The organism is Gordonia polyisoprenivorans (assembly GCF_017654315.1).
Taxonomy (GTDB): Bacteria; Actinomycetota; Actinomycetes; order Mycobacteriales; family Mycobacteriaceae; genus Gordonia; species Gordonia polyisoprenivorans_A.
The window spans coordinates 1,035,296-1,060,497 of sequence record NZ_CP072203.1 but is presented as its reverse complement, the minus strand read 5'-3'; the positions used below and the strand labels follow the sequence as shown (position 1 = coordinate 1,060,497).

The 25,202-nt window shown below is 65.7% G+C and carries 22 protein-coding genes; 7 read left to right on the top strand and 15 right to left on the bottom strand.

Annotation, left to right across the window (positions count from 1 at the left end; translation table 11 throughout):
- Positions 1–11: 11 nt before the first annotated feature.
- On the bottom strand, positions 12–1,166 hold the full coding sequence (locus tag J6U32_RS04855; RefSeq protein WP_208793790.1) for an acyl-CoA dehydrogenase family protein: 1,155 nt from the start codon (positions 1,164–1,166) through the stop codon (positions 12–14).
- Positions 1,167–1,235: 69 nt separating this feature from the next.
- The gene (locus tag J6U32_RS04850; RefSeq protein ID WP_208793789.1) at positions 1,236–2,126 is read right to left on the bottom strand and encodes a MaoC/PaaZ C-terminal domain-containing protein; all 891 of its coding nucleotides are present in this window, start codon (positions 2,124–2,126) and stop codon (positions 1,236–1,238) included.
- A 135-nt stretch (positions 2,127–2,261) separates the two neighbouring features.
- Between J6U32_RS04850 and J6U32_RS04845 the strand changes: the two genes are divergently transcribed.
- Positions 2,262–3,446, top strand: a complete 1,185-nt coding sequence (locus tag J6U32_RS04845; RefSeq protein ID WP_208793788.1) for an acetyl-CoA hydrolase/transferase C-terminal domain-containing protein — start codon at positions 2,262–2,264, stop codon at positions 3,444–3,446.
- Between the two features lie 183 nt (positions 3,447–3,629).
- Here J6U32_RS04845 and J6U32_RS04840 read toward each other — a convergent pair whose 3' ends face one another.
- The 4 genes from J6U32_RS04840 to J6U32_RS04825 are packed head-to-tail and all read right to left on the bottom strand — an operon-like array spanning position 3,630 to position 7,340.
- Positions 3,630–4,430 carry an SDR family NAD(P)-dependent oxidoreductase gene (locus tag J6U32_RS04840; protein ID WP_208793787.1) on the bottom strand — a complete coding sequence of 267 codons (801 nt, stop codon included), beginning with the start codon at positions 4,428–4,430 and terminating at the stop codon, positions 3,630–3,632.
- Positions 4,427–4,948: an aromatic-ring-hydroxylating dioxygenase subunit beta gene (locus J6U32_RS04835; protein ID WP_208793786.1), complete on the bottom strand. Its 522-nt coding sequence runs from the start codon at positions 4,946–4,948 to the stop codon at positions 4,427–4,429. The genes J6U32_RS04840 and J6U32_RS04835 overlap by 4 nt, the downstream gene beginning before the upstream one ends.
- Before the next feature lie 39 nt (positions 4,949–4,987).
- Positions 4,988–6,184 (bottom strand): acyl-CoA dehydrogenase family protein, encoded by a 1,197-nt coding sequence (locus tag J6U32_RS04830; protein WP_208793785.1) that lies wholly within the window; start codon positions 6,182–6,184, stop codon positions 4,988–4,990.
- 49 nt (positions 6,185–6,233) lie between these two features.
- A complete protein-coding gene (locus tag J6U32_RS04825) occupies positions 6,234–7,340 on the bottom strand; it encodes an acyl-CoA dehydrogenase family protein (RefSeq protein ID WP_208793784.1) in 1,107 nt (368 codons plus the stop codon).
- A 185-nt stretch (positions 7,341–7,525) separates the two neighbouring features.
- Between J6U32_RS04825 and J6U32_RS04820 the strand changes: the two genes are divergently transcribed.
- Both J6U32_RS04820 and J6U32_RS04815 read left to right on the top strand, forming a co-directional pair.
- Positions 7,526–8,305: an SDR family NAD(P)-dependent oxidoreductase gene (locus tag J6U32_RS04820; protein WP_208793783.1), complete on the top strand. Its 780-nt coding sequence runs from the start codon at positions 7,526–7,528 to the stop codon at positions 8,303–8,305.
- A gap of 329 nt (positions 8,306–8,634) precedes the next feature.
- A complete protein-coding gene (locus tag J6U32_RS04815; protein WP_208793782.1) occupies positions 8,635–10,989 on the top strand; it encodes a CaiB/BaiF CoA-transferase family protein in 2,355 nt (784 codons plus the stop codon).
- Positions 10,990–11,054: 65 nt separating this feature from the next.
- On the opposite strand, the gene J6U32_RS04810 is transcribed toward J6U32_RS04815, so the two are convergent.
- Positions 11,055–12,236, bottom strand: coding sequence for an FAD-dependent oxidoreductase (locus J6U32_RS04810; protein ID WP_208793781.1), 1,182 nt, complete (start codon positions 12,234–12,236; stop codon positions 11,055–11,057).
- Positions 12,237–12,266: 30 nt separating this feature from the next.
- The gene (locus J6U32_RS04805) at positions 12,267–13,313 is read right to left on the bottom strand and encodes an amidohydrolase family protein (RefSeq protein ID WP_208793780.1); all 1,047 of its coding nucleotides are present in this window, start codon (positions 13,311–13,313) and stop codon (positions 12,267–12,269) included.
- A gap of 195 nt (positions 13,314–13,508) precedes the next feature.
- Here J6U32_RS04805 and J6U32_RS04800 point away from each other — a divergent pair, with 195 nt between their 5' ends.
- Entirely contained in the window at positions 13,509–14,339 is an 831-nt protein-coding gene (locus J6U32_RS04800; RefSeq protein ID WP_244332602.1) for an IclR family transcriptional regulator, read from the top strand.
- A 62-nt stretch (positions 14,340–14,401) separates the two neighbouring features.
- Here J6U32_RS04800 and J6U32_RS04795 read toward each other — a convergent pair whose 3' ends face one another.
- The 4 genes from J6U32_RS04795 to J6U32_RS04780 all read right to left on the bottom strand — a co-directional run bounded on the left by J6U32_RS04795 (position 14,402) and on the right by J6U32_RS04780 (position 18,212).
- Complete coding sequence (locus J6U32_RS04795) at positions 14,402–15,469, bottom strand: extradiol ring-cleavage dioxygenase (RefSeq protein WP_208793779.1); 1,068 nt, start codon at positions 15,467–15,469, stop codon at positions 14,402–14,404.
- A 112-nt stretch (positions 15,470–15,581) separates the two neighbouring features.
- Positions 15,582–16,553: an alpha/beta fold hydrolase gene (locus J6U32_RS04790; RefSeq protein WP_208793778.1), complete on the bottom strand. Its 972-nt coding sequence runs from the start codon at positions 16,551–16,553 to the stop codon at positions 15,582–15,584.
- A 63-nt stretch (positions 16,554–16,616) separates the two neighbouring features.
- On the bottom strand, positions 16,617–17,816 hold the full coding sequence (locus J6U32_RS04785; RefSeq protein WP_208793777.1) for an NAD(P)/FAD-dependent oxidoreductase: 1,200 nt from the start codon (positions 17,814–17,816) through the stop codon (positions 16,617–16,619).
- 81 nt (positions 17,817–17,897) lie between these two features.
- A complete protein-coding gene (locus J6U32_RS04780) occupies positions 17,898–18,212 on the bottom strand; it encodes a non-heme iron oxygenase ferredoxin subunit (RefSeq protein WP_244332600.1) in 315 nt (104 codons plus the stop codon).
- A gap of 354 nt (positions 18,213–18,566) precedes the next feature.
- On the opposite strand from J6U32_RS04780, the gene J6U32_RS04775 reads away from it, so the two are divergent.
- Positions 18,567–19,535 (top strand): alpha/beta fold hydrolase, encoded by a 969-nt coding sequence (locus J6U32_RS04775; RefSeq protein WP_208793775.1) that lies wholly within the window; start codon positions 18,567–18,569, stop codon positions 19,533–19,535.
- A 177-nt stretch (positions 19,536–19,712) separates the two neighbouring features.
- Here J6U32_RS04775 and J6U32_RS04770 read toward each other — a convergent pair whose 3' ends face one another.
- Positions 19,713–20,384 carry a branched-chain amino acid ABC transporter permease gene (locus J6U32_RS04770; RefSeq protein WP_244332598.1) on the bottom strand — a complete coding sequence of 224 codons (672 nt, stop codon included), beginning with the start codon at positions 20,382–20,384 and terminating at the stop codon, positions 19,713–19,715.
- Positions 20,385–20,637: 253 nt separating this feature from the next.
- On the opposite strand from J6U32_RS04770, the gene J6U32_RS04765 reads away from it, so the two are divergent.
- Together J6U32_RS04765 and J6U32_RS04760 are read left to right on the top strand one after the other, a co-directional pair.
- Complete coding sequence (locus J6U32_RS04765) at positions 20,638–21,396, top strand: dienelactone hydrolase family protein (RefSeq protein WP_208793773.1); 759 nt, start codon at positions 20,638–20,640, stop codon at positions 21,394–21,396.
- 22 nt (positions 21,397–21,418) lie between these two features.
- Positions 21,419–22,750, top strand: a complete 1,332-nt coding sequence (locus tag J6U32_RS04760; protein WP_208793772.1) for an aromatic ring-hydroxylating oxygenase subunit alpha — start codon at positions 21,419–21,421, stop codon at positions 22,748–22,750.
- A 78-nt stretch (positions 22,751–22,828) separates the two neighbouring features.
- On the opposite strand, the gene J6U32_RS04755 is transcribed toward J6U32_RS04760, so the two are convergent.
- Positions 22,829–24,406 carry an AMP-binding protein gene (locus J6U32_RS04755; RefSeq protein WP_208793771.1) on the bottom strand — a complete coding sequence of 526 codons (1,578 nt, stop codon included), beginning with the start codon at positions 24,404–24,406 and terminating at the stop codon, positions 22,829–22,831.
- A complete protein-coding gene (locus J6U32_RS04750) occupies positions 24,403–25,182 on the bottom strand; it encodes an IclR family transcriptional regulator (RefSeq protein ID WP_280118974.1) in 780 nt (259 codons plus the stop codon). Before J6U32_RS04750 ends, J6U32_RS04755 begins: the two co-directional genes overlap by 4 nt.
- Between the last annotated feature and the right edge of the window lie 20 nt (positions 25,183–25,202).

Genomic DNA, 25,202 nt, shown 5'->3' with positions numbered 1-25,202 from the left:
GCGTGAAACGGTCACTTGCGTGCACCCCGGCCGGAGAGCATTTCGCGAGCGATCAACACGTGATGAATCTCGTTGGTGCCCTCGACAATCTGGAACACCTTGGAATCGCGATAGGCCCGCGCCACCGGGAACTCGTCGGACACTCCGTAGGCACCGTGAATCTGAACTGCCTCGGTGGCGACCCTCTGGAACACGTCGGCTGCGTACATCTTGGCCATACTCGTCTGGACGCGGCCTCGGTCGCCGGAGTCGAGGGTGCGGGCGCAATCCTCGACGAGGAGCCGCGCTGCTTGAATTCCTGTCGCCATATCGGCGATCTTCTGCTGGATCTGCTGGTAAGTCCCGATCGGGTTCCCGCCAACGGAACGCTCGTTGGCGTACTCGACGGAGGCATCGAGGCACAACTGCGCTGCGCCGACCGAGCGGGCGGCCACGCCCAGACGTCCCCGTTCGACGGCGGTCATGGCGACGTCGAACCCGTGGCCCTCCTCACCGAGCAGTGCCTCGGGCCCGACCCGCACGTTGTCGAGCACCAGCTCGCCCGAACAGATCGGGCGGAAGCCGAGCTTGTTCTTGAACGGGTGGACCGACAGGCCGGGTGTGTCCTTGGGGATCACGAAGGCCGTGATTCCGCCGTGGCGTTTGGATGTGTCGCTACTGGCGAACGTCACGAAGAACGAGGCGAGGTCGAGGTTGGAGATCCACGTCTTGGCTCCGTTGATGATGAAATCGTCGCCGTCGCGCTTGTAGGTCGTCTGCATGCCGGCGACGTCGCTGCCCGACTGCGGCTCGGTGACTCCGGCCCCGCCGAACATCTCGCCGCGGGCGAGCGGGGTGAGCCACTGCTTCTTCTGATCGTCGGTGCCGAACATCTGCAGGCCACAGCCGACGAGGGCCGACGGCATGCTCATGATGACGCCCAGGCAATGGTCGACGCGTGAGATCTCTTCGATGATCGCGGTGTAGGTGACGTGGTCGAGACCCGCGCCGCCCCATTCTTCGGGCACCGTCCCGCCCATCAGCCCGAGACGGCCCATGTTGTCGAGGATGTCGCGGGGCAGTTGCTCGGCGAGGTCGTACTCCCTCACACGCGGGGCGACCTCACGCTGCGCGAAATCGCGAACGAGGGAGACCAGCGCTTGCCGATCCTCGATGGATGTCGTCACATACACTCCTACCGTAGTATTTGATGATAACTATAGTAATAGATTTGGGTATGCGCAAGAAATCCGCGTTCAACTCGAATGGCCGCGACCGGCCCCGGTTGGCAACGGTTCGCCATAGGTGCACGTACCGCGATCGAGGACAACCTCACCGCGTTGATTCACCGTCCGGAACCGTGCGACGCCGGCTCCCTGGCGCCAGAGGTGGACGTCGAGTCGATCACCGGGGATCACCGGCCGCGAGAACCGCGCACTCATGCCGTGGAAGCGGGACGCGTCGGAGTCACAGAACGCGTGCATCAGCGCCCGGCCCGTGAACCCATAGGTGCACAGACCGTGCAGGATCGGCACCTGGAATCCGGCTCGGCGCGCGAAGACGGGATCGGTGTGCAGCGGATTGAGGTCGCCCGACAGCCGGTAGAGCAGGGCCTGATCAGCGCGAGTCTCCATCGGGACCACGACGTCGGGTTCGCGGTCGGGGACAGCCTCCGGGCCCGCCGGCCCACGGCCCCCACCCCAGCCGCCCGCACCCTTGACGAACAGCGTCGAGACCGACCGAAACACCGGCTCACCCGTCCGCGGGTCCACTCCACTGGTCGCCAACTCGATCAGGGCATCGCTCCCCTTGTCGTGCAGCCCTGTCACCTCGGTCGTCAGCAGGACGGAACCCTCCGGCGGGAGCGTCGCCATCAACTGCACTTCCTGCGAGCCGTGCACGATTCTGGTGAAGTCGAGCTCACCCAGCTGGGCGTAGATCCGACGCAGCCGCGCGGCCACCACCACAGCGAACGTGGGGAGCACCTGCAACGGCGCACCCTCGGAGCACTCCGTGGTCAGGTCGAGCTCTGCCGTCGCATCGACCGAGCCCGCACCGACACCCAAGGCGTACAGCAGACAATCACGGGTCGTCCACGACTCCTCCACCGGACCCACGGATCTTCCTACTGCCTCGACATCGATCATGCGCTCTCCTCGCCCGCCGTGCTCCAACCCTCAGTATCTATGCTTATCATTTGCATGATTGATTCGAGCAGGCGCATGGCCCGTCCGCTGGAACACAAGGGGCATCCGACATGGCCGGCGCGAGAGGATGAACCAATGGGTAACAGCACGAGCGCCACGATCGCAGCGCAGCTTCGTCCCGGAATGCGGGTTGCGATCGCCGACGGTGCCGGCGCACCGCTCTCCCTCGTCGACGATCTGACCGACGCAGCCCGGTCCGTCGGCGGCATCTCCCTCGTTCTCGGCTGGTGTCTCGCGCTACCCGTGCGCCTGGACCGGGACGCCTTCACCGACATCCGCACCGTAATGGGCGGTTTCGCCCTACAGCCTGCGATCGACGACGGCGTAGTGCGCCGCGTTCCGGCGCGACTGGGTGGCCTTCCATCGCTCCTCACCGGTCCGCTGCGGCCCGATCTGCTCATTGCCGGACTCACCCGCGACAACGCCGGCTGGCACTGGGGCACCGAGGTCTCATGGATGGCCAGCGTCGTCGACGCGGGCGTTCCCGTGCTGGCCGAGCACAACGAGGCCTTGCCTCGAACGTCCGGCGACCCCGTTGTCCCACAGGACCAGGTGACCGTCGTATCGCACGTCGAGCGCTCCCCCATCGCGGTACCGTCGGCCACCTTCGACGACACGTCTCGGCAGATCGCGGCCCACATTGCGGACCTCGTGCCGGAGGGTGCTTGCGTCCAGTACGGTCCGGGGCCACTCGCCGACGCCGTGTTCGACGCGCTGACGGTGCCGATCCGCATCCGCTCCGGCATGATCAACCAGTCCGTGCTGAGCCTCGAACGCCGCGGACTACTGCTCGACACTCCCGTTTCGACCTACGTCGTCGGCAGCCCCGAGGTCTACGTATGGGCCGATGGGCGTGCAGTCACGACGCGCCTCGAGAAGACCCACGACCTCTCGGTGGCCCGTGGGCGGCCGTTCGTCACGATCAACACCGCCCTCGAGGTCGACACCTCCGGCGCCGTCAACATCGAGGGCATCGCGGGGCGCGCAGTCGCAGGACCGGGTGGCCACCCCGACTTCGCGCTTGCCGGCCACCGTTCCGTCGGCGGACTCAGCATCATCGCCACCCCCAGCACCCGACGCGGGCGTCGAACGCTGGTCGACCGACTGACCTTCCCGGCCTCGACCCCGCGCAGCGACGTCGACATCGTCGTGACCGAGCACGGGCGAGCCGACCTCCGCGGACTGGACGACGTCGAGCGCGCCGCCGAACTGGCCCGCATCTGGTCCTCCGATTGCGCCGCGGCATCAGAACCCTGCTGATCGAGAAGGACCCGTCGACCGAGCACTATGCGACGATGGACCGGTCCAACGCGGAAGATGGCGATGTAGCGACGGCTCGGTATCGCCGACCGAGTGTGGGAGCTCGGTTACTCGGCGTACAGCTCGACGGACGTCTCCATCACGACCCGTCCGGTCGATGAGCCGATCCTGGAAGTGGCCCACTCACGGGTGCGGCACCCACGGCCAGTACTTGGCTGTCGCACCACCGTCCACGGTGATGTTGGTGCCCGTGATCATCGCCGAGTCATCGGATGCCAGGAACACCACGGACGGCACGTAGTCGCTCGGCGACGGCAATCGGTTCATCGGGATCTGACCGTAGAAGTCGTTGGAGTACTGATTGTCCGGCGACTTCGCCCCGCGCAGCATGGCCTCCATCGCGGGGTCGTCGGGCTGAGTGGCGGTGGGGGTGAACCCGTTCACGCGAATGTCGTGGGTGGCCAACTCCATCGCAGCCGACCGAGTGAAGTTGATCAACCCACTCTTGGCCGTCGAGTAGCCGATGTTGCCTGCTTGTCCCTGCCAGGCCGCGGTCGAGAGAACGTTGACGACACTGCCGCCCCGTCCGCCCTCGATCATCGCCCCGGCTGCCGCCCGGGTGAAGACCAAGGCCCCCGTCAGGCAGATGTCCACCTGGCGCCGGAACTCCTGGACGGGCATCGTCATGACGCCCTTGTGGTTGAACATCATGGCGTTGTTCACCAGGATGTCGACCCGGCCCCACCGCTCGGTTGCCTGCCGCACCACGTCCTCCGCATGCACGGAGTCCGTGACGTCTCCGGCGACAGCGAACGCCTCGCCACCGGCCGAGATGATGCTTGCCGCCGTCGCCTCGGCCACGGACTGCACCAGGTCGGTGCAGACCACTCTGGCTCCCTCGGCCGCCAAACCGGCGGCCAGCGCCCCACCGATATTGGCGCTGGCCCCCGTGACGATCGCCGTCCTACCATCCAGACGGTTCACAGGATGATGCTGACCTTGCCGTGCGGCCGAAGTGCGTCGAGCACCATGACGGACTTGCGGCTGATGAACCGGAAGCCGGTGACCTCGTCGCGTTCCACGATGTGTCGGTACTGGCCGACGTACGTGTCCAGCACCCCCGAGTGCACCCGGTAGACCGCGAAGTTTGCCAGGACATACAGTCGATCGCCCTCGGCTTCCATCGCCCGGACGTTCGAGATCATCCGCCGGGTCGCCGAGTGCGGGTACTCGGCGTGTGCGGCCCGTGTGAGCAACGAGTTGACCCGCTGTTCGAGTAGAAATCGATCGTCGTGGACCAGAAAGAGATCCTTCGATGGATCGCCGTCCGGACGGTCGGTCGTCGGTATTTCGTAGTAGCCCTCCGGCGCGAACAGGTCGAGCCATTCGTGCAGGCGCCACTGGTCGAGTAGCTCGGCCTCCTCGAACAGGAACTGTTCGATGTCGACCAGGACATCGCGAGCTACCGTCGACCGGAGATCGGATTGTGTCGTCAAACTCATGAAACTTCTTCTTTCGTCGTGACGGTGGTGGACCGGCCGTCAGCCGGCGAGACGGCCGACGAGCTCGCGGGCGACGATGATGCGCTGGACCTGGCCCGAGCCCTCGAAGATGTCCATGATCTTGACGTCGCGGTACCACTTCTCAAGCAGCAGCTCCTTGCTGGTGCCTTCCGGTCCCAACAGCTGCATGCAGCGTCGGATGATGCGGTCGCACGTCTGCGGCGCGAAGCCCTTCGCGATCGCCGGGTTGTACTTGTTGGGGGTGCCGTTGTCCATCACGAAGGCGGCCTTGTAATTGATTCGACGGGACCGCTCCTGCGCCATGTTCATCGCATCGAGATCCCGCTCCACCGCCGCCCAGCGCTGAACGGAGAACCCGGCCTGCTGCTCCTTGAGGAGCTTGGTGGTCACGTCGATCGCGGCCTGAGCCAGGCCGACCGCTATTCCCGCCATGTTTGGTCGATTGTTCGCCAGGGCAGTCAAGGCACCGCGCTGGCCCGATACCTGTGGGCCGTCGTCGACGGCACCAGCGGCGTTCCAGCCGAGACGGTTCTCCAGCGGCACGCGGCACCCCTGAAAAAGGAGCTCGGATGTCTGCCAGCTGCGGATACCGAGCTTGTCCTCGTTCTCCTTGGCGATCGAGAATCCGGGCGTCCCGCGGGGCACGACGAAGCAGGCGATACCCTTGGCACCCAGGGACTTGTCTGCGTTGGCGAACACGGTGATGTAGTCCGCGCGCGCACCGTTGGTGCAGTACATCTTCGAACCGTTGATCACCCAGGAGTCACCGTCTTGCACCGCAGTGGTGGCAACCTGCGAGGTGTCGGAACCGAAGCCCGGCTCGGTCAGCGCGAAGCCGGTCTCCAACTTCCCCTCCATGACCGGGTCGTACCACTGCTTGATCTGCGCGGGAGTTCCCATCGCATCGACGACGAGCTGGCCGATACCGCGCCCGGGCAAGCCCAGTCCCCACACGTCGCCGTAGTTCAGGTTCTCGTAGTAGGACATCTGCGTGGCCCAGTAGCCGTCTTTGAAGGGCTCGAGCCTGTCGGTGTCGGAGTCCTCGCGGCCCAGCGGCACGGGCGAGCTGTGAATGATGTCCTGCCAGTTTTCCGGGACCTTCTTGTTGGTGTCGGCTGCGCGGGCGTGCGGGCGAAGTGCGGCGGCCGACCATTCGCGCAACTCCTGGCCATAGCGCTGCAGTTCCGGGCTCAGCTCGAACGTGGTGGTGCTCATGCGTGCTCCTCGATGGTGGGGAAGGTGAAAGTGATGGTGACGGTCATCGTCAGACGACGGCGTGGAAGGACGAGGCGCTGGGATCGAAGTCGAGCGTCGACAAGGTCGCTGCCGTCCGGTACCACAGCTCGACGGGGTACTCACGGATGAAGCCGTGCCCGCCCAGCACCTGCACCGCATGGCGGGTGGACTCCGATGCGTTCTCGCTGGCGTAGGCCACGGCCGATGACGTGACCGCGGAGATGCGCTCGATGTCACCGTCGTTGTCCATCAGCGATGCTGCTTCGAGCACCTCGAGACGCGCCTGCTCGGTACGGAAGAAGGCCTCGGCGAGCGGGAACGAGATGCCCTGGAACGAGGCGATCGGCTTACCGAATGCCACCCGATTCTTGGCGTACTCAGCGGCGTATTCCATTGCGCGTTGGGCCATTCCGGTCTGTGCGGAGGCAACCGCGAGCCGCAGCCACTCGACGCTCTTCTGCAGGCCCTCGGAACCGAGCAGATTCGCTCGCGGGACGAGGACGTCGAAATCGATGCTGGCCAGATCGGCCGCATCGAGCGCCAAGGACTTGTCCCGCACCCCCACGCTCACGCCGTCCGCGGTGCGCGGCACGATGACGGCACGCAGGGCGCGTGTGGAGGGGTCGACGCCGACGACGATGATCGACTCGGCCTGTCCGGAGAACGGAACGCCGACCTTGCGGCCAACGACGCGGACGTTCTCGCCCTCGTCGACGATGGTCGTCTCGAGCTCGGACGCTCCGCGGCCGAATCCCTCGTACAGTGCAACCGAGCCGCGGTTGTCGAGGTCCTGCGACGCCCCGAGGACGCCCGCCTGATGCTGGGGGGTGCCGTGCCGGGAGAGCAGTAGCGATGGGGCACCGCTCCAGACGGCCGCCAGCGTGATTCCGGCGTCACCGTAGGCGAGGTTCTCGACGGCCGTCATGTATGTGACGGCACTGGGAATGCCTCCGCCGCCGAGTTCCTCGCTGACTGGGGCGGTAAGTCCCGTTTCGACGACGGCCTTCCAGGTCTTCGCCGGGACGGCCGACTCTGCTTCGACATCCCGTGCCACTGGGTACAGCACCTCCAGGCCCAGCTCTCGCGTCATCTCCGCGACGGCTTCCTGCTCTTCGTCCTGCGCCAGGTAGATCATGAACTCTCCTCGGTGGTCGTTACGTGCACGCCTCGCCGCTAGGCGCTGGCCTCCAGACGATGCTGCGTCGTGCGTCACGTACCGACAATCCGTTGTTCCGCTCCCCGGAAGCCGCAGCGCCCGCCGAGACCGACCGCCGTTAGCGTCCGGAGCGCGTGAACACGCGGTGACGGAAGGGAGCCGGAATGCAGTCGGGACTGGCCGGAAAGATCGCACTCGTAACGGGAGGCAGCCGCGGTATCGGCCGCGCGAGCGCACTGGCCCTCGCCGCCGAGGGCGCTCGGGTGTGTGTGGTCGGCCGCGACAGCAAGATGCTGGACGAGGTGGTCGATCGGGCCGAGGGGTCCGCTGTCTCGGTCGCTGCCGACCTCTCGACCGAGGACGGGTGTGGTCGGGCCTACGACGCCTGCGTCGAGTCATGGGGCTCTCCCGACATTTTGGTGAATTGCGCGGGCTCCGCCGGGATGGGTCCGGTGCTCGACCTCCGCCGGTCCGACATCGACGACGCACTCCGACTCAAGCTGCACGGCTACCTGACGATGGCGCAGCTCGTGGCGCCGGAGATGAGGCGTCGTGGGTGGGGTCGCATCGTCAACATCTCCGGCGGTGCCGGTGCCAGCCCCACCTCGACGAACCTGCCCACGAGCCTGGCCAACGTCGCCGTGCACAACCTCACGCGAGCCCTGAGCGACGAGTTGTCAGCCGACGGCGTCCTCGTCAATGTCGTGGCACCGGGCCTCACTTGCACCGACCGCGCCGCCGACCTGTTCCGGGCTGCGGCCGAGGACACGGGCCGAGACGTCGATGCGCTGATCGCCGAGGCCGGTGCTGAAGTGCCGGCCGGTCGTGCGGCTGGGCCCGAGGAAGTCGCCGCCGTCGTCTACTTCCTCAGCTCCGAACTGTGCAGCTACATCCACGGCTCGGCCATCTACATGGACGGCGGGGCTCGACGGAGCACGCCATGACCGATTCACATGCTCCGAAAATTATCGACACCATGCCACCAGGAGTCCCTATGACCACCCCACTCGACATCCGACGCGACGGTGACGTCGTGATCCTCACGCTCAACCGGCCGAATAAGTTGAACGCGCTGAACGCAGAGCTGCTCCGACAGCTCTGTCGCGCTGGTCGACGCCGACGCCGACGCCACCATCGCCGCACGGCGGACACGACACACAACCGCACGGCGACCGCACGCTGAGCGGGCCCACTGGTTCCGTCGGCCGGAACATCATCTGGGTCGGGCGCTTCGGCGCGGGGATCGTGCAGACACCGACGAAAGGGAAATACCATGCTCGATGACGTCACCGTGCTCGAGGTTGGGGACCGAGTCTCGACCAGTTTTGCAGGCAAGATGCTCCGCGATGCCGGAGCGACCGTCGTTCGGGTCGAGGTGCACGCACGACCTGAGCTCGATACCGCGGATCACGACTTCGCGGCCTTCCTGCACGGCGGCAAACACTCCGTACTGCTGAAATCGCTGCACGACATCTCGTCCGACGTCCCGGGCCTGGTGTCCAGGGCCGACGCCGTGGTGTGCGACGGAAACGACCCCGAGATCCTGGCGGCCGTACGAGCTCTCCGTGAGCAGCAGCCCGACCTCGTCGTGGTGTCGATCTCCGATTACGGCCTGAACGGTGCAGCGCCTTCGGCACCGGCCACCGAGTTCACCCTGCAGGCCGAGTGCGGTCTCACAGCCGTGCACCCCACGGGTGACCGGCCTCCCGTGTACACCGGAATCGACATGGGCGAGTACACCGCAGGCCTGAACGCGGCGATCGGTGTCGTCGGCGGCCTGCTCGCCACCGAGGCCGGCGCACGCGGCGTCGACGCCGACATCTCGCAGTTCGAATCAATGGTCGGCACCCTGCAGATCCCGTGGGTGTTCTCGCAGCACGACCACCATTCCCCGTACACCTACCCGCAAGCAGCGGTTCCTGGTATCGAGAAGGCCGCGGACGGCTGGGCGTGTGTGGTGTCCGTGACCCCGCAGCAGTGGATCGACTTCAAGGCGATGGCGAACATCCCGGAGCTCGAGGACCCCCGTTTCAACGAACTCGTGGACCGGCAGGCCCTGACAGCAGAGCTCACACCGCTGATCCGCTCCTTCACCGAGCGATACACGGTCGCCGAGCTCGTCGACATGGGGGCCAGGGCGCGCGTGCCCATCGTCCCGGTCGCCACCTCCGCGACCGTTCCCGAGCTGCCTCCGTACACGACCCGCGGCACATTCGTCTCTCACCCCGACGGCTTCCTGCAGCCGCGGCCCGCGTTCCGTCTCGAGGGCGATTCGTGGCAGATCGGCGTGCTGGCGGAGCCGGGCCGCGACAACGACGTCGACTGGGGGTCGCGACCGGAGCGCACCGTGCGCACCGATGCCGATCCGGCCCGTCCGCTGGCGGGGATCCGAGTGCTCGATTTCGGCAGCTTCCAGGCCGGACCGTTGGTGACCCGTAACTTGTCCTCGTACGGGGCCGACGTCATCAAGGTCGAGTCGGTCACCCGCCCCGACCTGATGCGGTTCGGCGGTCCGCTTCCCACCGCTCCCGATCTGTGGGAGCGTGGGGCCAGCTTCACGGCCACCAACTGGGGTAAGCGGTCGGTCACGGCCGACATGAAAGACCCGGAAGGTCACGAGATCGTCGAGCGGCTGGTCGCGGTGAGCGATCTCGTGCTTGAGAATTTCTCGCCGCGCGTGATGGAAAAGGCCGGGTTCGACGTCGCAGGCATCCGTCGCCTACAGCCCCATGCCATCGTGATGCGGCTGCCCGCGTGGGGACTGACCGGACCGTGGAAAGACCTCCCCGGGTTCACGTTCTCGGCCGACGCCACCTCAGGGCTCAGCGACATGACCGGCTACCCGGACGGCGAGCCCCTGCTGACCAGCACTGCGTACGACCCAATCGCCGCCGATATGTCCACGTTCGTGGCTCTCGCAGCGCTCCGACGCAAAATCTCGACCGGACGCGGCGCTGCCATCGAGGTGTCACTGTGCGACGTCGCACCCCAGACGACGGCCCAGGCCGTCATCTCCTCCAGCCGCACCGGTGTGCGGGTCGAACGTCGAGGCAACGACGCCCCGGGCATCTCACCCCAGGGCATGTACCGCGCGTCCGACGGAGCCTGGGTGGCCGTGTCGATCGCCACCGACGAGAACTGGCGCGCCCTCGCCGACATCACCGGTGGCGCACCGTGGGCCACGGCAGCCGGTCGGGTCGAGCTCGCCGGCCGCCTGGCCGAACGCGATTCCATCGACGCTGACCTGGGCACCTTTGTCGGCGGCAGGCAGTCGGGCGAACTCGTCGCACTCCTGCGCAGCGCCGGCGTCCCCGCTGCAATCATGCAGTCGGGCATGCAGGCTCATCAGCACCCGGCAGTGCAGGCTCGCGGCCGAAGCGTCGAGGTGACGCACTTCGTCAACGGTTCCAAGCAGCACCTCGCCTCGCCGGTCAAGCTCTCGAGCCAGCCCGACACGGCCCTTGCCATCCCACGGCCGTCGCCGATATTCGGCGAACACAACGACGAGGTCCTTCTCGAACTTGGTTACACCGCAGAGAGCATTCAGCGGCTTCGTAAAGACGGCAAGATCGGTGATTCCCCCTTCGGCATGCCGATCGGGGAGCGTCCGCCCGCGCGAGGCGAGTAGTCGACGGGTCGGGGCCGGACGGCCCCGACCCTTCCCTCGACGAGGGACTCTAGTCCAGGGAGAACTCAGGTGAAGCGCGGCGGCTCCAACATCCTCGCCAGCGCGAACCACTCACGCATTCGGTCCGGGTCTGCCGCGATGCGCCGCATCGGGGCGAACTCCTGCTCGACGGCTGCGTCATCCTCCAGGTTGTAGACGAACTTCTTGCGCTCGGACGATGTCGGTGACGAGTACTCGACGAAGTTCTGGCGCCGCTCCTCGGCCCACCGGTCGAGTAGCGATTCGTCGGACTTGTCGGAGACGACGGCCGCTAGTACCTCGGTCAGGGCGAACGAGTCGAAGAGGCCCCCGGACATACCGTGACCGCTCGCAGGGTTGGTGAGATGGGCCGCATCGCCGATGATCATGACGCGACCGACGCGGAACGTTGCGGCCGCGCGCTGGTGGATGCGATAGTTCGCCCAGTCGAAGCTCGCGTCGGCGACCTCGGGCGAGAGCGCGTGCGACAGGACACGGGGCAATCGCTCGCCGATGGTGTCCTCCGGCAAGAGCCTGTCCTCGGCGTAGATGTACCTCCACCGAGAGCCGGGATCGATGCACGCGACGATAGCCCCGAAGCGGGGGTCGATCACGTACCCGGCACCGTGCATGCCGAGCATCTCAAGATTTGCGTCGATCTCGACCGAGATGAGGCGTTCCGGCCAGGTTATACCCGTGAACGGGAGGCCGAGTCGTCGTCGCACTGCGCTTCGTGAACCATCGGCACCCACGACCCACCCGGCACGCAGCGTGACCTCGCCCGAAGGTCCGTCGAACGTCACGGTCACTCCGGCGTCGTCCTGCGCGAGATCGGTCAACGCCGAGCTCAGCAGGATCGTCACGTCACGGAACTCGCCGAGGTGCTCGAGCAGGATCCTCGTCACCTCGTGCTGGCGGACGTGGAGGTTGAACGGGAAGGGTGACTCGTCGGCCAGCACACCGAGGTCCAAGGTCAACGTCTCGCCGGTGGACCCGACACGATAGAACTGATGCGGCTCGCTGTTTCCGGCCCGGAGAAGGTCGTCGAGGATGCCGAGGCCATCGAGCCATGGCAGTACGTTCCAGTGATAAACGAGGTCTCCTGGCGTTGTGCCGGCCTGGTTTTCGGCTTCGAGCACCGTGACGCCGACACCTGCGCGTGCCAGACCGAGAGCGTGGATCAGCCCGACCGGGCCGCCACCGACGACGATGACCTCGTGTGCGTTCACAATTCCATCCTGCCGTGATCGTCGTATCCGTCAAACCGTCGCGGAAACCGCAGGCAGGCCAAGGAACCCCGTGGCGTTGACCGAGAGGATCCGTTCTACGACATCGTCGTCGAGAATGTGTGCGCCCGCAGCCTCCCGGACGAACGAGCCTGCTGCGGTAAAAAGGTCAGGGAAGAACGGGTGATCGGTGCCCACCATGACCTTGTCGGCACCGAACCTGTGCACGAGGAGCCGCAGGTGTTCGGGATCGAGCACCAATGTGTCCACCCAGAGTGATCGCATGCGCTCGTCCACGGCATCGACCGGACCGGAACCCCACACCTCGTGTGCCTTGCGTAGTCGGGGGTAGACCCAGCCGAACGCGCCGCACCCGTGGGCCAAACCGATCCGCAAGCGCGGGAACTCCTCGAGCACGCCACCGAAGACCAGTGCCGTCGCGGCCATCGAGGTATCGGTCAGCATGCCCATGCCGAAGTCGTAGAGCTGACCGGTGCGCCTAACTGCCCCTCCGCCCCCACCTACCGGGTGGATGAAGACGGCCGCACCCAGTCGCTCGGCGGCCTCCCAGAACGGCGTCAGTGACGGATCGTCGAGTTCGGTGCCGGCGATCGTGGTGCCGATCTCTACGCCACGAAGACCGAGGTCCCTCATCAAGCGTTCGAGCTCGGCAGCGGCACCGGTCGGATTTTGCAATGCGACGGTCCCCAGACCGACCAGCCGCCCACCCGACGTGTCCACGTCGGCGGCGAGCGCGTCGTTGACGGCAGCCGAGTACTCCTGTGCGGCTTCCGCGGACGCACCGTACGTGAGCATCACCGGAACCGGCGAGACGACCTGAAGCCGTACTCCGGCCTCATCCATGGCCTGCACGCGGTGCGCGACGTCCCAGAGCTGCGAGTCGACGGCCCGGAACACCCGCTCACCGATCATGATGCGCCCCGACCTGTCGCCGTCGACGATCAGAGAGGGCAGCACCTCACCCGAGGTGGCGGCGAAAGCGCTCAGCGAGGACGGGAAATGGTGGGCGTGTGCATCCACGACGGTCGACCGGGCGATGCTCGGATCTGGCTGACTCATGGGCAAGCTCCTCGGGGTCGGTCCGGCGGGTTCGGCGTCGTCCGACCGTAAGGAGTCCCGACCTGCCCCGACGAGATAGCGTTCCGGAGAGCAGAACTGCAGCTGAGTAGTCCTGCGGGTGGTCGGGCTATCCTGTGTGACGCGTACCACGCGGCATTCCGAGTGGGCTCGACCGCGTAGACAGGGGTGACATCAGTGACCGACGCCCAGGCCGGCGGCGTAGGCGCGAAGGAGACACCGTCGATCCTGACCAAGGCTTTCGACGTTCTCTACGCGTTCAACCAGAACGAGCGGGTCATGACGATGAGTCAGCTGGCCCGCGCCTCGGGTCTGCCGAAGTCGACGGTCCACCGGTTGCTCGCGCGCCTGGTCGAGCTCGGGGCCATCGAGCACCACCGCTCCGGCTACAAGCTCGGCCTCGGGCTCATGCAGCTGGGCGCGACGACCCCGGCCGCGAAGATGCGCGACCAGGCAATCCCATATCTGGTGGCGCTCCAACGCTGGAGCCGACAAACGGTCACTTTCGCAGTGCTACGCGAATTCGACGTCGTATACCTCGAGAAGCTCGCACCGGCGGACTCGCCGTCGACGCGCGTGAGCATCGGTGCCCGATTGCCATCCAACTGCACTGCGATCGGCAAGGCCCTGCTGTCCTACGAAGACCTCGACGACCTGGCCGACTTCTTACCCCTTCGGCTACATCAGATGACACCGCACTCCATCACCGATGCCGACGACTTGATCGAGCACCTGCGCGTCGTCCGTAGGGAGGGCATAGCGCGCGAGCACAACGAAGCACAGATGGGTCTCGAGGGGGTAGCGGCACCGGTGGTGGTCAACGGGTTCGCGGTCGGTGCGATCGCGATCAACTACGGACCGAACGCACCGGCCAGTGGACGGGTCGACGCTGCGCTGCGCGACACCACGGCCCAGCTGTCGGCTCATCTGCGGTCGTACGTCGTCGGTGCCCCCGAGCACGAGCTGCTCGTGCCGCGCACTCTGTCCGATCCGCCGCCCTGGGGCTGAGGCTGTTCTGGTGGTAGACGTCTCGGGGCGGCTGCCGCGCGTGCGGCAACCGCCCCTTCGACTCAGCGGTAGACGGCGAACGTCTTGTTCGAGTTGAGTACCTCGGTCTCGATGAACTCGCTCCAGTCCAACGTCAGGCCCAGCTCCTTGACTGCGCCCAGCAGGCAGAACCAGTTCAGCATCTCGTGCTGTCCCGCGGACACGATGTCGGTGACGGTCTTCGACGTCCAGTCGTCGAAGTCGCCGGCCACCATGGAGTCGTAGAGAGCACGATCCGCTTCGGTATCGGGCCGCAGGTGCCAGTCCTTGTCGTTGAGGAAGGCGTGCGACCAGCTGGCCGAGGCGACCAGGGCCACCCTTCTGTCGCTGTCCCGCAGCGACTTGCCCACTGCCTGGCCGAACTCGAAGCAGCGCTTGGGCGACGGGCCGGGTGGATCCAGGTCCTCGCCCTTGAGAATTTCCGAGAAGGGCGCGATTCCGCCGCGACGCGCGATCACGTGCTCGCCGTAGCAGTTCACGGCTATCGGAATGATGGGGTACGGGAACTCTCGCCCCACGTTCTCGTAGTCCAGGAAGATCTGTGTATTCGCGAACGCATGCGGGAAATGGTGGATTTCGGGCCGTGGCTCGTACGAATACGCGACGTCGACTCCGTTCGTCAACACGTCTTTGGCAATCTTCTTGGCAAAGGTCTGGTCACCGCGCATGACGAACGACTGGCCGTCCGGCAGGTCCCATGCATTGGGCACGCGCAACACCTCAAGGACACCGAACGGGTCGATCTCCGTATCGGGGTAGGCGAGGATACAGAACGAGGGAATGACTTCCTCGCGGAAGTTCTCGTACTGGTCGTCACCCCACACGATGACGACATCGGGATCGAACTCGTCGAGCGCCTCACGGCACTTGCTGAGTCCGGAAAGCAATGCGGTGCGGTGGCGGCCGGCGGCAGCCGTTCCCTGATCGTCCGACCACTCCTCCCGTGCCAGCGCAGACCAGTTCGCGGGGTCCTTGCGGTCCGCCGGGATGTCAGGATCCGTCAGGACCATCTTCATGAGGTTCGCCATGAAGGGATCCTTCGCGGCGAGCATGGGGTAATGGGTGATGCCGAGACCGAGCACTTCTGCCATGGTCACTCCTTGTCGTTGACGTGCGCGTATGCAGGTGCCGCGAGCACGGCACCGACGGCTGGGACGACGGTCTTCGGCCGCCGTCCCAGCCCGGTTGCTCAGGCCCGGTTGTTCAGGCCTGCGCCACGAGCTCCTTGATTTCGGGGCGGCGGTCGGAGACGCCCGCAGCGTCGGCCGTCGCGCGCGAGACCTGTCCATCGCGGAAGAACTCCACGTAGACGGGGTTGAACAGGTCGGGACGGTCGGTCTGGCCCTGGTGTCCGCACTCGTCCGGGTAGAAGAACTGCACATTCGGCAGACGATCTTCCTGCATGTAGCCCCACTCGACGGGGGTGAGCACGTCCTGCCGGCCGTACAGGTAGATGCCGGGGATGGTCATCTTGTCGAAGCGGCCCTTGGTCGACATCCGCGCGCGAAGGTTCTCGTCGTCCCACTCCCTGAATCCTGCGAACGCGTGCACATTCGGGAGGAACGCGGGGTATGACTCCGCATGACGCGAGGCCGCTTGGTAACGCATTTCGACGAGGTCGTCGTTGATGGACTCGGGGCGATGGAGGATGGAGGACATCATGTTGCGCATGCCGTCCCTCGTCCCGTCGTAGACCGACAGCTCGAGCCGGCCCTTCGGCTTCTCGAGGCCTTCCATGATGTCGCCGACGTCTCCGGCGATCAACAGGTAGCTCAGCACCCGCTCAGGGTGGGCCGTCACGTAGCAGACGGTGTTCATGCACCCCATCGAGTTGCCGGAGAGATGGAACTTGTCCAGGCCGACAGCCGTCACGAACTCGTGGAGGAAGTCGGTGTGGTCGTGCAGCCCCTTCGGCCGGTACTGCTCAGCCGTATCGGACAGGCCGAATGCCGGCATGTCCGGGCAGTAGACGCGAAAGCCGTTTTCTGCCAGGTTGGCGGCGATGTAACGCCAGCCGGCCGAACCCGACGAACCGGGAAGTCCGCCGTGCAGCAAGACCACCGCAGGACCGCTCTCACCGGCGAACATGTAGTGCGCTTTGGCTCCGCTGCCGAGACGGACCCACTGACTCGACATGCCCGGAACCTCGATGATGCCTTCTTCTGTCAATGCCATTGAACTCTCCTCTTCGCATGACCGCGGCACCGTGTGGCGACGCGGATGTAGTGGACCGGTTGGTCAGGTAGCGGGGTCGAGACCCAGGACCATGTCGAGGTCGCCGACCATCGATCCCGTGGTGATTGCCTTGCGGCACTTCATGAACAGGCGCGGATCGTCGACCACGAGCGCGCCGACCACCCGACCTTCGTGGGACGTGTAGATCGCCGCGAACGGTGGGCTGTCGACGGCACCCACAGCCCGACCGAGCTCGCCGGCCGCGGGACGGCCGACTATCTGGATTCGCTGTCCGTATTGGTCCGACCACACGTACGGGGGCGGAGGCGCGGGCGCGTCGGCGCCCATGATCGATGCCGCGACCACGCCGCCGTGCTCGTTCGCGTTCGTCCAGTGCTCGATGCGCACGAGGCCGTCCGCGTGCGGACTCGGCCACCGGGCCACATCGCCTGCGGCGTACACGCGCTCGGCGCCCACGGCCCGCAGTCGCTCGTCACAGACGACCCCGTTGTCGAGGGGCAGACCGGACGACTCGAGCCAGCCGGTCGCCGGGGTGGCACCGATGCCCACCACCACCAGGTCCGCGCGCAGTGTCCGCCCGTCGGTGAGAGTCACGCCGTCCACCCGGCTGCCGCCGACGAGGGCGGCGACTCCGACGCCGGTGTGCATCGTGACGCCGTTGAGGGTGTGGAGGCGGCTCAGCTCGGCCCCCACCTCCTCGCCGAGGACATGAGACATCGGGATCACCTGCGGCTCGACGACATCGACCCGCACACCGTGTGAACGTGCTGCAGCCGCGAACTCGGCGCCGATGAAACCCGCACCGATCACAACGACGTCGCTGGCTGTCATCAGCTGCGAGCGGACAGCGTCGGCGTCGTCTGCTGTGCGTAGCGTGTGGACTCCCTGCAGGCCTTCACTTCCCGGCAGCGTCCTCGGGCTGACACCCGTCGCGATGACCAGGTCATCGAAGCGATACGTCTGCCCGTCCGATGCCGTCACGGACCGGTTCACGAGGTCCAGGCTCTCCGCCCGGACTCCAAGCCGCAGGTCGACGTCGAGCTCGACGAGCTGCTCGGCGGTCAGCAGTGGCACCGGTGTACCTGCCCCGTCGCCCAGCATTTCCTTGGAGATCGGCGGCTTGTCGTACGGGAAGTGGCGCTCCTCGCCCAGCATCGTGATCGAGTCGGTGTAGCCCCGCCCTCGAAGCGCTTGAGCGGTACGGACGCCCGCCACGGATGCGCCGACAATCAAAGTTCCCATGAAGACGATGTTCGAGCCGAACTCGCTGCGCCTCAACGTTGCGTGCCGATGGCTGGAACCGTCGGCGGAGTTCTCGAGAGCTCAGGTGACGAGTACGTGCACCGAACCGTCGGCATCCACCTCGACGGCATAGGTCGCCAGCGCGACGGTGGCCGGGAAACACAGCGGCTTGCCGGTCTGAATATCGAAGCGCGCCATGTGAAGTGGGCAGAGCACTTCGTTGTCCTCGAGGTCGCTGTCCTCTCCCAGTGACCACTGCTCGTGCGTGCAGCTGTCGGCGGTCGCGAAGAACTCCCCCGCCGTGTTTCGGAACAAGGCAACCGCGGGATCACCCTTGACCGTCAGTGAGCTGCCGGGCTGTAGGTCGTCGGCCGCGCATGCGAAACGCCGTTCCATTGTTCGAGTGCTCTCCATCGTCGTCTCATTTCCTCGCGCGGCCGGACCGCCGCATCCGGCGATGGTCTCTCCGGCCGCGGGGACGATCCAGACCTGGTTTCAGCGAACGGAACGCCCACCGCCTGCGGGTGTGTTCCAAGATTCGTCGGTGCGCTGTCCTGTCGGGACGGCCCGTCCACCGTTCCGGTCAGTGGCAATGCTCGTTGCCGGGCGGACCACGGCCCGGAGAGAGTGCTGCGGTATCGATCTCGCTCGGGGATCTGCAGGCATCGGGTCTGCCGGTCACCGAAGGTGCGGAGCGCGACCTGCAGCTGCGCATGTCGGATGTAGACAATTCGTGAAGGAGAGCAAGACATGGCGTTGACCGATGAGGGCATCATCGAGGTACCGGGCATGGCCAGTCGGTGGGTGCGACTCGCCAGCGGCGCAAAGGCGCATTACATGACCTCGGGGGACAGCGGCCCTGCCGTCCTGTTGCTCCATGGCGGCCTGCCCGGCTCGTCCGGCACTGCTGGTTGGCGTCTCATGGCACCGTTTTTGGGCAAGAACGGCTTTAGGGTGTACGCACCCGACATGCCGGGCTACGGACTGTCCGATGCTTCGCCGCAACACCGCCCCAAGGGCTTGCACACACAGGTCGACTTCATCCAAGAGTTCGTCACCGCGCTGTGCCTGGACAAGTTTCATATCGCCGGCAACTCGATGGGATGCATGAACTCGGTCAACTACCTCGTGTCACACCCGGAAAATATCCTCAGCTTCGCCTTAATCGCCGGGGAGCTCGGTGACATCACGGCACATCTCACTCGTCCCACCGGCGATGCCGCCGTCCCCATTTACGACGGCACTCCAGAAAGCATGCGCGCCATGATGAGCGCGATCATCTACCGCCCTGAAGCCATCAGCGACGATCTGGTGACGATGCGACATTCGGCGTCAGTGAGACACGCCGAGGGGGCACCGGCTTATTTCGCCGCCATGATGGAATACGTCAATCAGCACATGTCGGATCCGAACATCGCGGCCCGCCTGTCGACGAAGGGTCGACTCGACAAGCTCGAGATCCCCGGTGTGTACCTCTACGGCCAAGACGATGTGCTGACCCCGGTCGAGTGGGGCCATAAGCAGGAGACGGTTCTGCCGAAGGTGCAGTTCTTTTTCCCTGCCGAGTGCGGCCATCAGGGCCAGACGGACCAACCGGAAATATTCAACCAGCTGTTTCTGGAGTTCTTCCGCGACGGCAAGATCTCGCGGCAGACAGCCGATGCGGCCGGCATCTCGAAGCACCGACCCGAGAACCCGAGCATCGTCGCGCAAGCCTGACCGTCGACCCGATGTCCAGATGACCGGCAACGGTCGAGATTCTGGGTGGGTCGACGGGGCCGGCTGAAGCACAGCTGCCTCTGGGCAGATCGCTTGCTCCCTCAACCAGACAGATGCCCGGCCGCCGCGAGAAGATCGCAGCAGCCGGGCATCGTCATGAAAAGGACTACGACGGAGTCAGTTGACCCTCGAAGTCGTACAGCTTGCCTTCGTCCCAACCCTCGGCGGTCCAGGTCTGCAGGTACGCCGACTCGATGGCAATTTGGTCTTCCAGTCCGTCGAGCTTGACGCGCACACCCGGCAACATGAGCGGCGGCTCGAAATCGAGATGCTGCGCGGCTTCGAGTAGACCGAGCCGCAGACCGGCACGAAATAGACGACGAACCCGCCGATGATCGGTCCCCAGAAGCTGGCGCTGCCGCCGATCAACATGCCGACGAGCAAGTTGATCGTGAGCAGCAGGGTGAACGAATCCGGGGTGATAATCCCGTTGATCACTCCGAAGAAGCCGCCGGCGAGCCCGGCAATGGCGGCTGAGATTCCGAAGAGCACCGTCCGCACGAAGGCCCGGTTGACGCCCATCACGACGCCGGCCGCTTCTTTGTCGCGCAGCGCCACGATGCCGCGTCCGAGCCCGCTGCGCATGATGTTGCGGACCACGAGGCGGCAAAGAGCAAGCGCGATCGACACCGCCCAGAAAATCCAGATCGTGCGACCGAGTGCACCGGAGAAGTACTCAAGGTCCTCCGGCGGCCGAAAGCTGATGCCCTGCAGGCCACGTGAGCCCCCGGTCAGGTCGTCGAAGCGGCGGATCAGGGTTGGGAACAGGATGCCGACGGCCAACGTCATCAGCGCTAGGTAAGTCCCCTGCAATCGCGCCCACGCACTGTGACCCAGGGCACAGGCGGCCGCCAATCGGGTTCCATTGGTCGGAACCTTCGCAAAAAGCGCAGATTCGGCGCCGATTCACCGACCCTGAGCGGTCCGTCCTGCGTTCCAGTGCCCGGGACGACGCGTTCCCGAGCCCTCCTCGTCGCAGGACGATGAAATCTCCCGGTGACCGGTGCCCCGGTCCGGGTCGACGACATCAGGAGTGCTGTCCATGACATCCGCCATTCGCATCAGACCGCGCATGGACACCGTCGATTCCGGGTCGGGACGCGTCCCCATAGCCCAGCTGGACCTGGGCGGTATCCCCCGCGGTGGGGTGCTGATACTCAGCGCCGGAGGCGACTTCGAGGCAAACGCCGCGCAGCACCTCAACGAACTCGCCACCCATGGCTACGAAGGCATCGCCGCGGATCTCGACGCGATCGAGGGCACCGACGGGCAGCTCGTCGAGGTCGTGGGTTCGCTGCTGAGCCATCTCCGGCGCCGCGACTGGGAGGACGAGCAAGTCGGGATAATCGGCTATGGCCGAGGCGGACACCTGGCGCTGCTCTCAAGCGCTCGCTTCGGACTCGGCGCGGCCGTCAGTGTCTCGCCGACTGCGATGACCGCGGGCGACGGTCACCTGTCGGCGGCCGTGGTCGCACTCGCCTCCCGGATCCGAACACCGTGGCTGGGGATGTTCGGCGAGGACGACCCCGCGGTTTCTGCGACGGCCTACGACGAGCTCGACACCACACTGCGCGACGACGCCCCCGTCTTCACCCAGTTGGTGCGCTACCCGGGTGTCGGTGCCGACTTCCATCGACCGTCCAGTGAGTCGATCGAGATAGCAGCGTCGTACGACTACTGGCAGCGCACGGTCGAGTGGCTCAACCTGCGGGTGCAGCCGCGGCTGACGCCGCTCGCGATCGCCTTTAACGAACGGCGCTCTCTCCTGACTTCCGACCGCCACGCCCAGAACCAACTCTGACCCATCAACAGGAAGATGTGACATGTCCGACTACGTACTCGACGACCGCGAGATGCCGCAGTTCAAGGTGAACCGCGAGACCATGATCGACTCTGCCGTTCTCATGCAGGAGCAGAAGAAGGTATTCGACAAGTGCTGGCTCTACGTCGGTCACGAGTCCGAGCTCGCGAAGCCCAACAGCTTCAAGACACGCAAGCTGGCCGGGCGGCCCATCATCTTCGCTCGCGACGGCAAGGGGCAGGTCCGCGTATGGCTCAACTCGTGCCCGCACCGCGGTGCCATGATCTGCCGCGAGCCCGAGGGCAACGCTCGGTTCATGACGTGCTTCTACCACGGGTGGACGTTCAACGTTGCCGGCGAGCAGGTCTCGATGCCGGGCGATCAGGCTTACGGCGAGAACTTCGAGCGTCCGGGTCTGGCCAAGCCGCCGCGACTGTCGTCGTACCGAGGCTTCGTGTTCGCCAGCTTCGATCCTGACATCGTCGATCTCGAGACGTACCTGGCCGGAGCCAAGGAGTACATCGACCTGATCGCCGACCAGTCCGAGATCGGCATGCAGGTCATCGAGGGAACACACGAATACTCCGTCAAGGCCAACTGGAAGCTCCTGGTAGAGAACAGCATCGACGGTTACCACGCGATGTCGACCCACCAGCGCTACTTCGAGATGGTCGCGGCGTCCAGGGAAGGCTTGGACATGTCGCTGGTCGGCAAGGAGCGCGGTATCGCACTCGGAAACGGCCACGCCGTCGTCGCCTCACCCCCCGGCACCGAGGAGCTCCTCGGGCGTCCACTCTCGCCGGAGGGCCACGCCGAGCGCGCGGCGCGCTATGCGGCCATCGCCGAGAAGCACGGCGAGGAGTGGGCGACCCGTTTGCGTGGCAGCCGAAACTTGGTGATCTTCCCCAACCTGATCATTATCGACCTCGTCATGGGGGTCGTCGTCCGCAAGATCGACCCCATCACCCCCGATTACATGGAGGTGAGCGCATGGCACATCGTGCCTCCCGAAGAGGGGCCGGATTTGCTCGCGCAGCGGTTGGACAACTTCCTGACCTTTTGGGGTCCCGGCGGCTTGGCCTCCCCCGATGATGTCGAAGCGCTCGAGAGCGCGCAGCGCGGCTTTGCTACGCACAAGGAGCTGGGTTGGTCCGACATCTCTCGCGGCATGTCCGCGTCGGTCGTCTCCGGCCAGGACGAGCTACAGATGCGCGCATGGTGGCGGCGATGGAACGAGCTCGTGACGGGTGAGGTTCTGCCCCCGGAGGAGAAGGATCCCGTCGGACTTCCGTTCAGCGGCAGGCGTCTCGAATTGACCCTCGCCGACGACGCGGCGACGGCCGACGCAGGCTGACGTTCGCGCGCACGATCGACGAAGCCCGGCTGCCCCGATATTCGGGGCAGCCGGGCTTGGTTCTTACTGACTACGAATTTATACGCGGTGCGCGTCGATCCAATCTCGATCTCGCACCACACGCTTGAGCAACTTGCCGGAGGCGTTCCTCGGCAGAGCGCTCACCAGCTCCACGGAGGTCGGACATTTGTAGCCGGCCAGGTGCAGGCGAGCGAAGTCCGCAACTGCTTCGACGGTGCTGGGATCTTCTGCCGTCGGCACCACGACGGCCTTCACGGTCTCGCCCCATCGCTCGGACGGCACTCCGATCACGGCCACGTCGGCAACGCCCGGGCAGGCCACGAGCACCTTCTCGACCTCGACGGGATACACGTTCTCACCGCCGCTGATGATCATGTCCTTGATGCGGTCGCGGAGGTACAGGTAGCCGTCGAGCATGTAGCCGCCGTCGCCGCTGCGTAGAAATCCGTCGCTGGTGAATGCCTCGGCCGTGCGGTCGGGTGCCCGGAAGTAGCCGCTCATCACCGTGGGGGCCTTAACGCAGATCTCGCCGGTTTCTCCCGCGGGTAGCTCGGTACCGGTCAGCGGGTCGATAATCTTCACGACGACTCCAGGCAGCGCACGTCCCACCGACCGCAGTCGTTCGGGGTGCTCGGCGTCGAGATGGTCCTCGACCCGCAACACGGAGATGCCGTTGACTTCTGTCAGGCCATAGAGCTGCACCAGGCCACACTTAAAACCGTCGATACACCGTGCCAGCAGCGTGGGTGTGATGGGCGATCCGCAGTACGAGATGATCTCGAGGCTGCTCAGGTCGCGCGCCATCGCGCTCGGCCGCGAGAGTATGTCGTTGAGTAGCGTCGGTACCAGCATCATGCTCGTGATGGAGTAGCGCTCCACCGCCGCTGCGAGCGCGTCGGGCGACGTGTCCGCGGACATCACGAGATGCGCACCTGCCCGCAGAGCGATGGTCGCAGCGCCGGCGCCCCCTGCGTGGAAGATCGGAATGGCCACGAGCATGGTCGACTTGTCGGTGATTCCCATCGCGTCCGCACTCAGTGAGACACCCTGCAGCGCAGCGTGAGTGAACAGCGCCCCCTTGGGTAGGCCGGTGGTGCCGGAGGTGTACATCTGCAACGCGATGTCGTCGGCTGCCGCTGCCTGCTGACCATTCGGCGCCGTGGGCTCGTGCTCGGCCAGCCAGTGTTCGTAGTCCCACTGCTCGTCGCCGTTCGAGCCGTCGCCCCCGAAGTGCACGGCCGGGATAGACGAGGACGACGACGCGTCGGCCCACAGCTGAGCGAACTCGTCCTGGACGAATGCGAGCGCAGAAGTCGAATGCTCGACGACCTGCGCCATCTCCGGTGCCGCAAGCCTCCAGTTGACCGCGGTCAGGACCGTGCCAGCCATCGACGAGGCGACCGCGAGTTCGATGAACACTGTGCTGTTGCGGCCCAGGTAAATGATCCGTGCGCCGCGCCCGAACGGTGTCAGACCGGCTGCCAGACGGCGGCAGCGTTCCATGACCTCGGCCCAGCTCCTGGTCGTGTCGCCGGAGGTGAGGCACGGCGCGTTCGGGGTGACCGTGGCCCAGTGGGCACACCGGTCGGCCAGCGTGACGTCGGATAACGGTGGCAGCTGCGCAAGGGTGGTCATGCTGGTCCGATCATGCGAGAGGCGCCTGCGGCGGCCTCCATCGACAACCGTCCCCATGCGGCCAGCTGCACGTCGATCGATCGAGCGGCGGTGATGCTGGGAACACACAGCGAGATGGAGGCCACCGGCCTACCCCGGCCCATGATGGGTGCCGCGACGCACACCCATCCCTGACATGCCTCCTCGCGCTCACTGGCGAAACCGACTCGCCGGGTGTGTGCCAGCTGCTGCGACTTGGAGACGGAATACGGGGTGATCCGCGGTAGTGGCTTCGACATGACCGATTCGACCCTGGCTCGGTCCTCGAACGCCAGCAGCGCCTTGCCGAGGGCGGTGCAGTTAGCGGGGACGCGTCCGCCGACCCGACTCGGCAATCGGGTGCCGGCGGGCTTGGTCAGCTTATCGAGGTATAGAACATCGAACCCGTCGAGTACTGCGAGGTGAACGGCCATGGCGTCACTGCGCTCGAAGAGCCACGCCATCGACTGGTACGCCATCTCTCGAATTCGCTCGTGCTGCACGCCTGCGGACGTCCGCTGGGCCGTGGCGAGCGCACCACCCGCGACATACTTGGCATCCAGCCGTCCCACGAAGTCACGGTCCGCGAGTTCCTTCAACAGGCGATGTGCCGTGCTCTTGGGAAGCCCGACGTGGGCCGCGATCTCGGTCACCCGGAACGGCTTGCCACCGCGGCCGGAGATGTACTCGATCATCTGGAGCACTTTGCCGACCGAAGACTGCGCGTCTCCGCCCGAATCGGCCCTCGCCAACGTCATGTCGATAGTCACACCGCACC

Bases quoted from the DNA above. Each gene is read 5' to 3' on its own strand.
- J6U32_RS04850 (WP_208793789.1), bottom strand. From the start codon at position 2,126: ATGATCGATGTCGAGGCAGTAGGAAGATCCGTGGGTCCGGTGGAGGAG.
- J6U32_RS04845 (WP_208793788.1), top strand. From the start codon at position 2,262: ATGGGTAACAGCACGAGCGCCACGATCGCAGCGCAGCTTCGTCCCGGA.
- J6U32_RS04835 (WP_208793786.1), bottom strand. From the start codon at position 4,948: ATGAGTTTGACGACACAATCCGATCTCCGGTCGACGGTAGCTCGCGAT.
- J6U32_RS04830 (WP_208793785.1), bottom strand. From the start codon at position 6,184: ATGAGCACCACCACGTTCGAGCTGAGCCCGGAACTGCAGCGCTATGGC.
- J6U32_RS04825 (WP_208793784.1), bottom strand. From the start codon at position 7,340: ATGATCTACCTGGCGCAGGACGAAGAGCAGGAAGCCGTCGCGGAGATG.
- J6U32_RS04820 (WP_208793783.1), top strand. From the start codon at position 7,526: ATGCAGTCGGGACTGGCCGGAAAGATCGCACTCGTAACGGGAGGCAGC.
- J6U32_RS04815 (WP_208793782.1), top strand. From the start codon at position 8,635: ATGCTCGATGACGTCACCGTGCTCGAGGTTGGGGACCGAGTCTCGACC.
- J6U32_RS04805 (WP_208793780.1), bottom strand. From the start codon at position 13,313: ATGAGTCAGCCAGATCCGAGCATCGCCCGGTCGACCGTCGTGGATGCA.
- J6U32_RS04795 (WP_208793779.1), bottom strand. From the start codon at position 15,469: ATGGCAGAAGTGCTCGGTCTCGGCATCACCCATTACCCCATGCTCGCC.
- J6U32_RS04790 (WP_208793778.1), bottom strand. From the start codon at position 16,553: ATGGCATTGACAGAAGAAGGCATCATCGAGGTTCCGGGCATGTCGAGT.
- J6U32_RS04785 (WP_208793777.1), bottom strand. From the start codon at position 17,816: ATGGGAACTTTGATTGTCGGCGCATCCGTGGCGGGCGTCCGTACCGCT.
- J6U32_RS04780 (WP_244332600.1), bottom strand. From the start codon at position 18,212: ATGGAACGGCGTTTCGCATGCGCGGCCGACGACCTACAGCCCGGCAGC.
- J6U32_RS04775 (WP_208793775.1), top strand. From the start codon at position 18,567: ATGGCGTTGACCGATGAGGGCATCATCGAGGTACCGGGCATGGCCAGT.
- J6U32_RS04770 (WP_244332598.1), bottom strand. From the start codon at position 20,384: ATGACGTTGGCCGTCGGCATCCTGTTCCCAACCCTGATCCGCCGCTTC.
- J6U32_RS04765 (WP_208793773.1), top strand. From the start codon at position 20,638: ATGACATCCGCCATTCGCATCAGACCGCGCATGGACACCGTCGATTCC.
- J6U32_RS04760 (WP_208793772.1), top strand. From the start codon at position 21,419: ATGTCCGACTACGTACTCGACGACCGCGAGATGCCGCAGTTCAAGGTG.
- J6U32_RS04755 (WP_208793771.1), bottom strand. From the start codon at position 24,406: ATGACCACCCTTGCGCAGCTGCCACCGTTATCCGACGTCACGCTGGCC.
- J6U32_RS04750 (WP_280118974.1), bottom strand. From the start codon at position 25,182: ATGACGTTGGCGAGGGCCGATTCGGGCGGAGACGCGCAGTCTTCGGTC.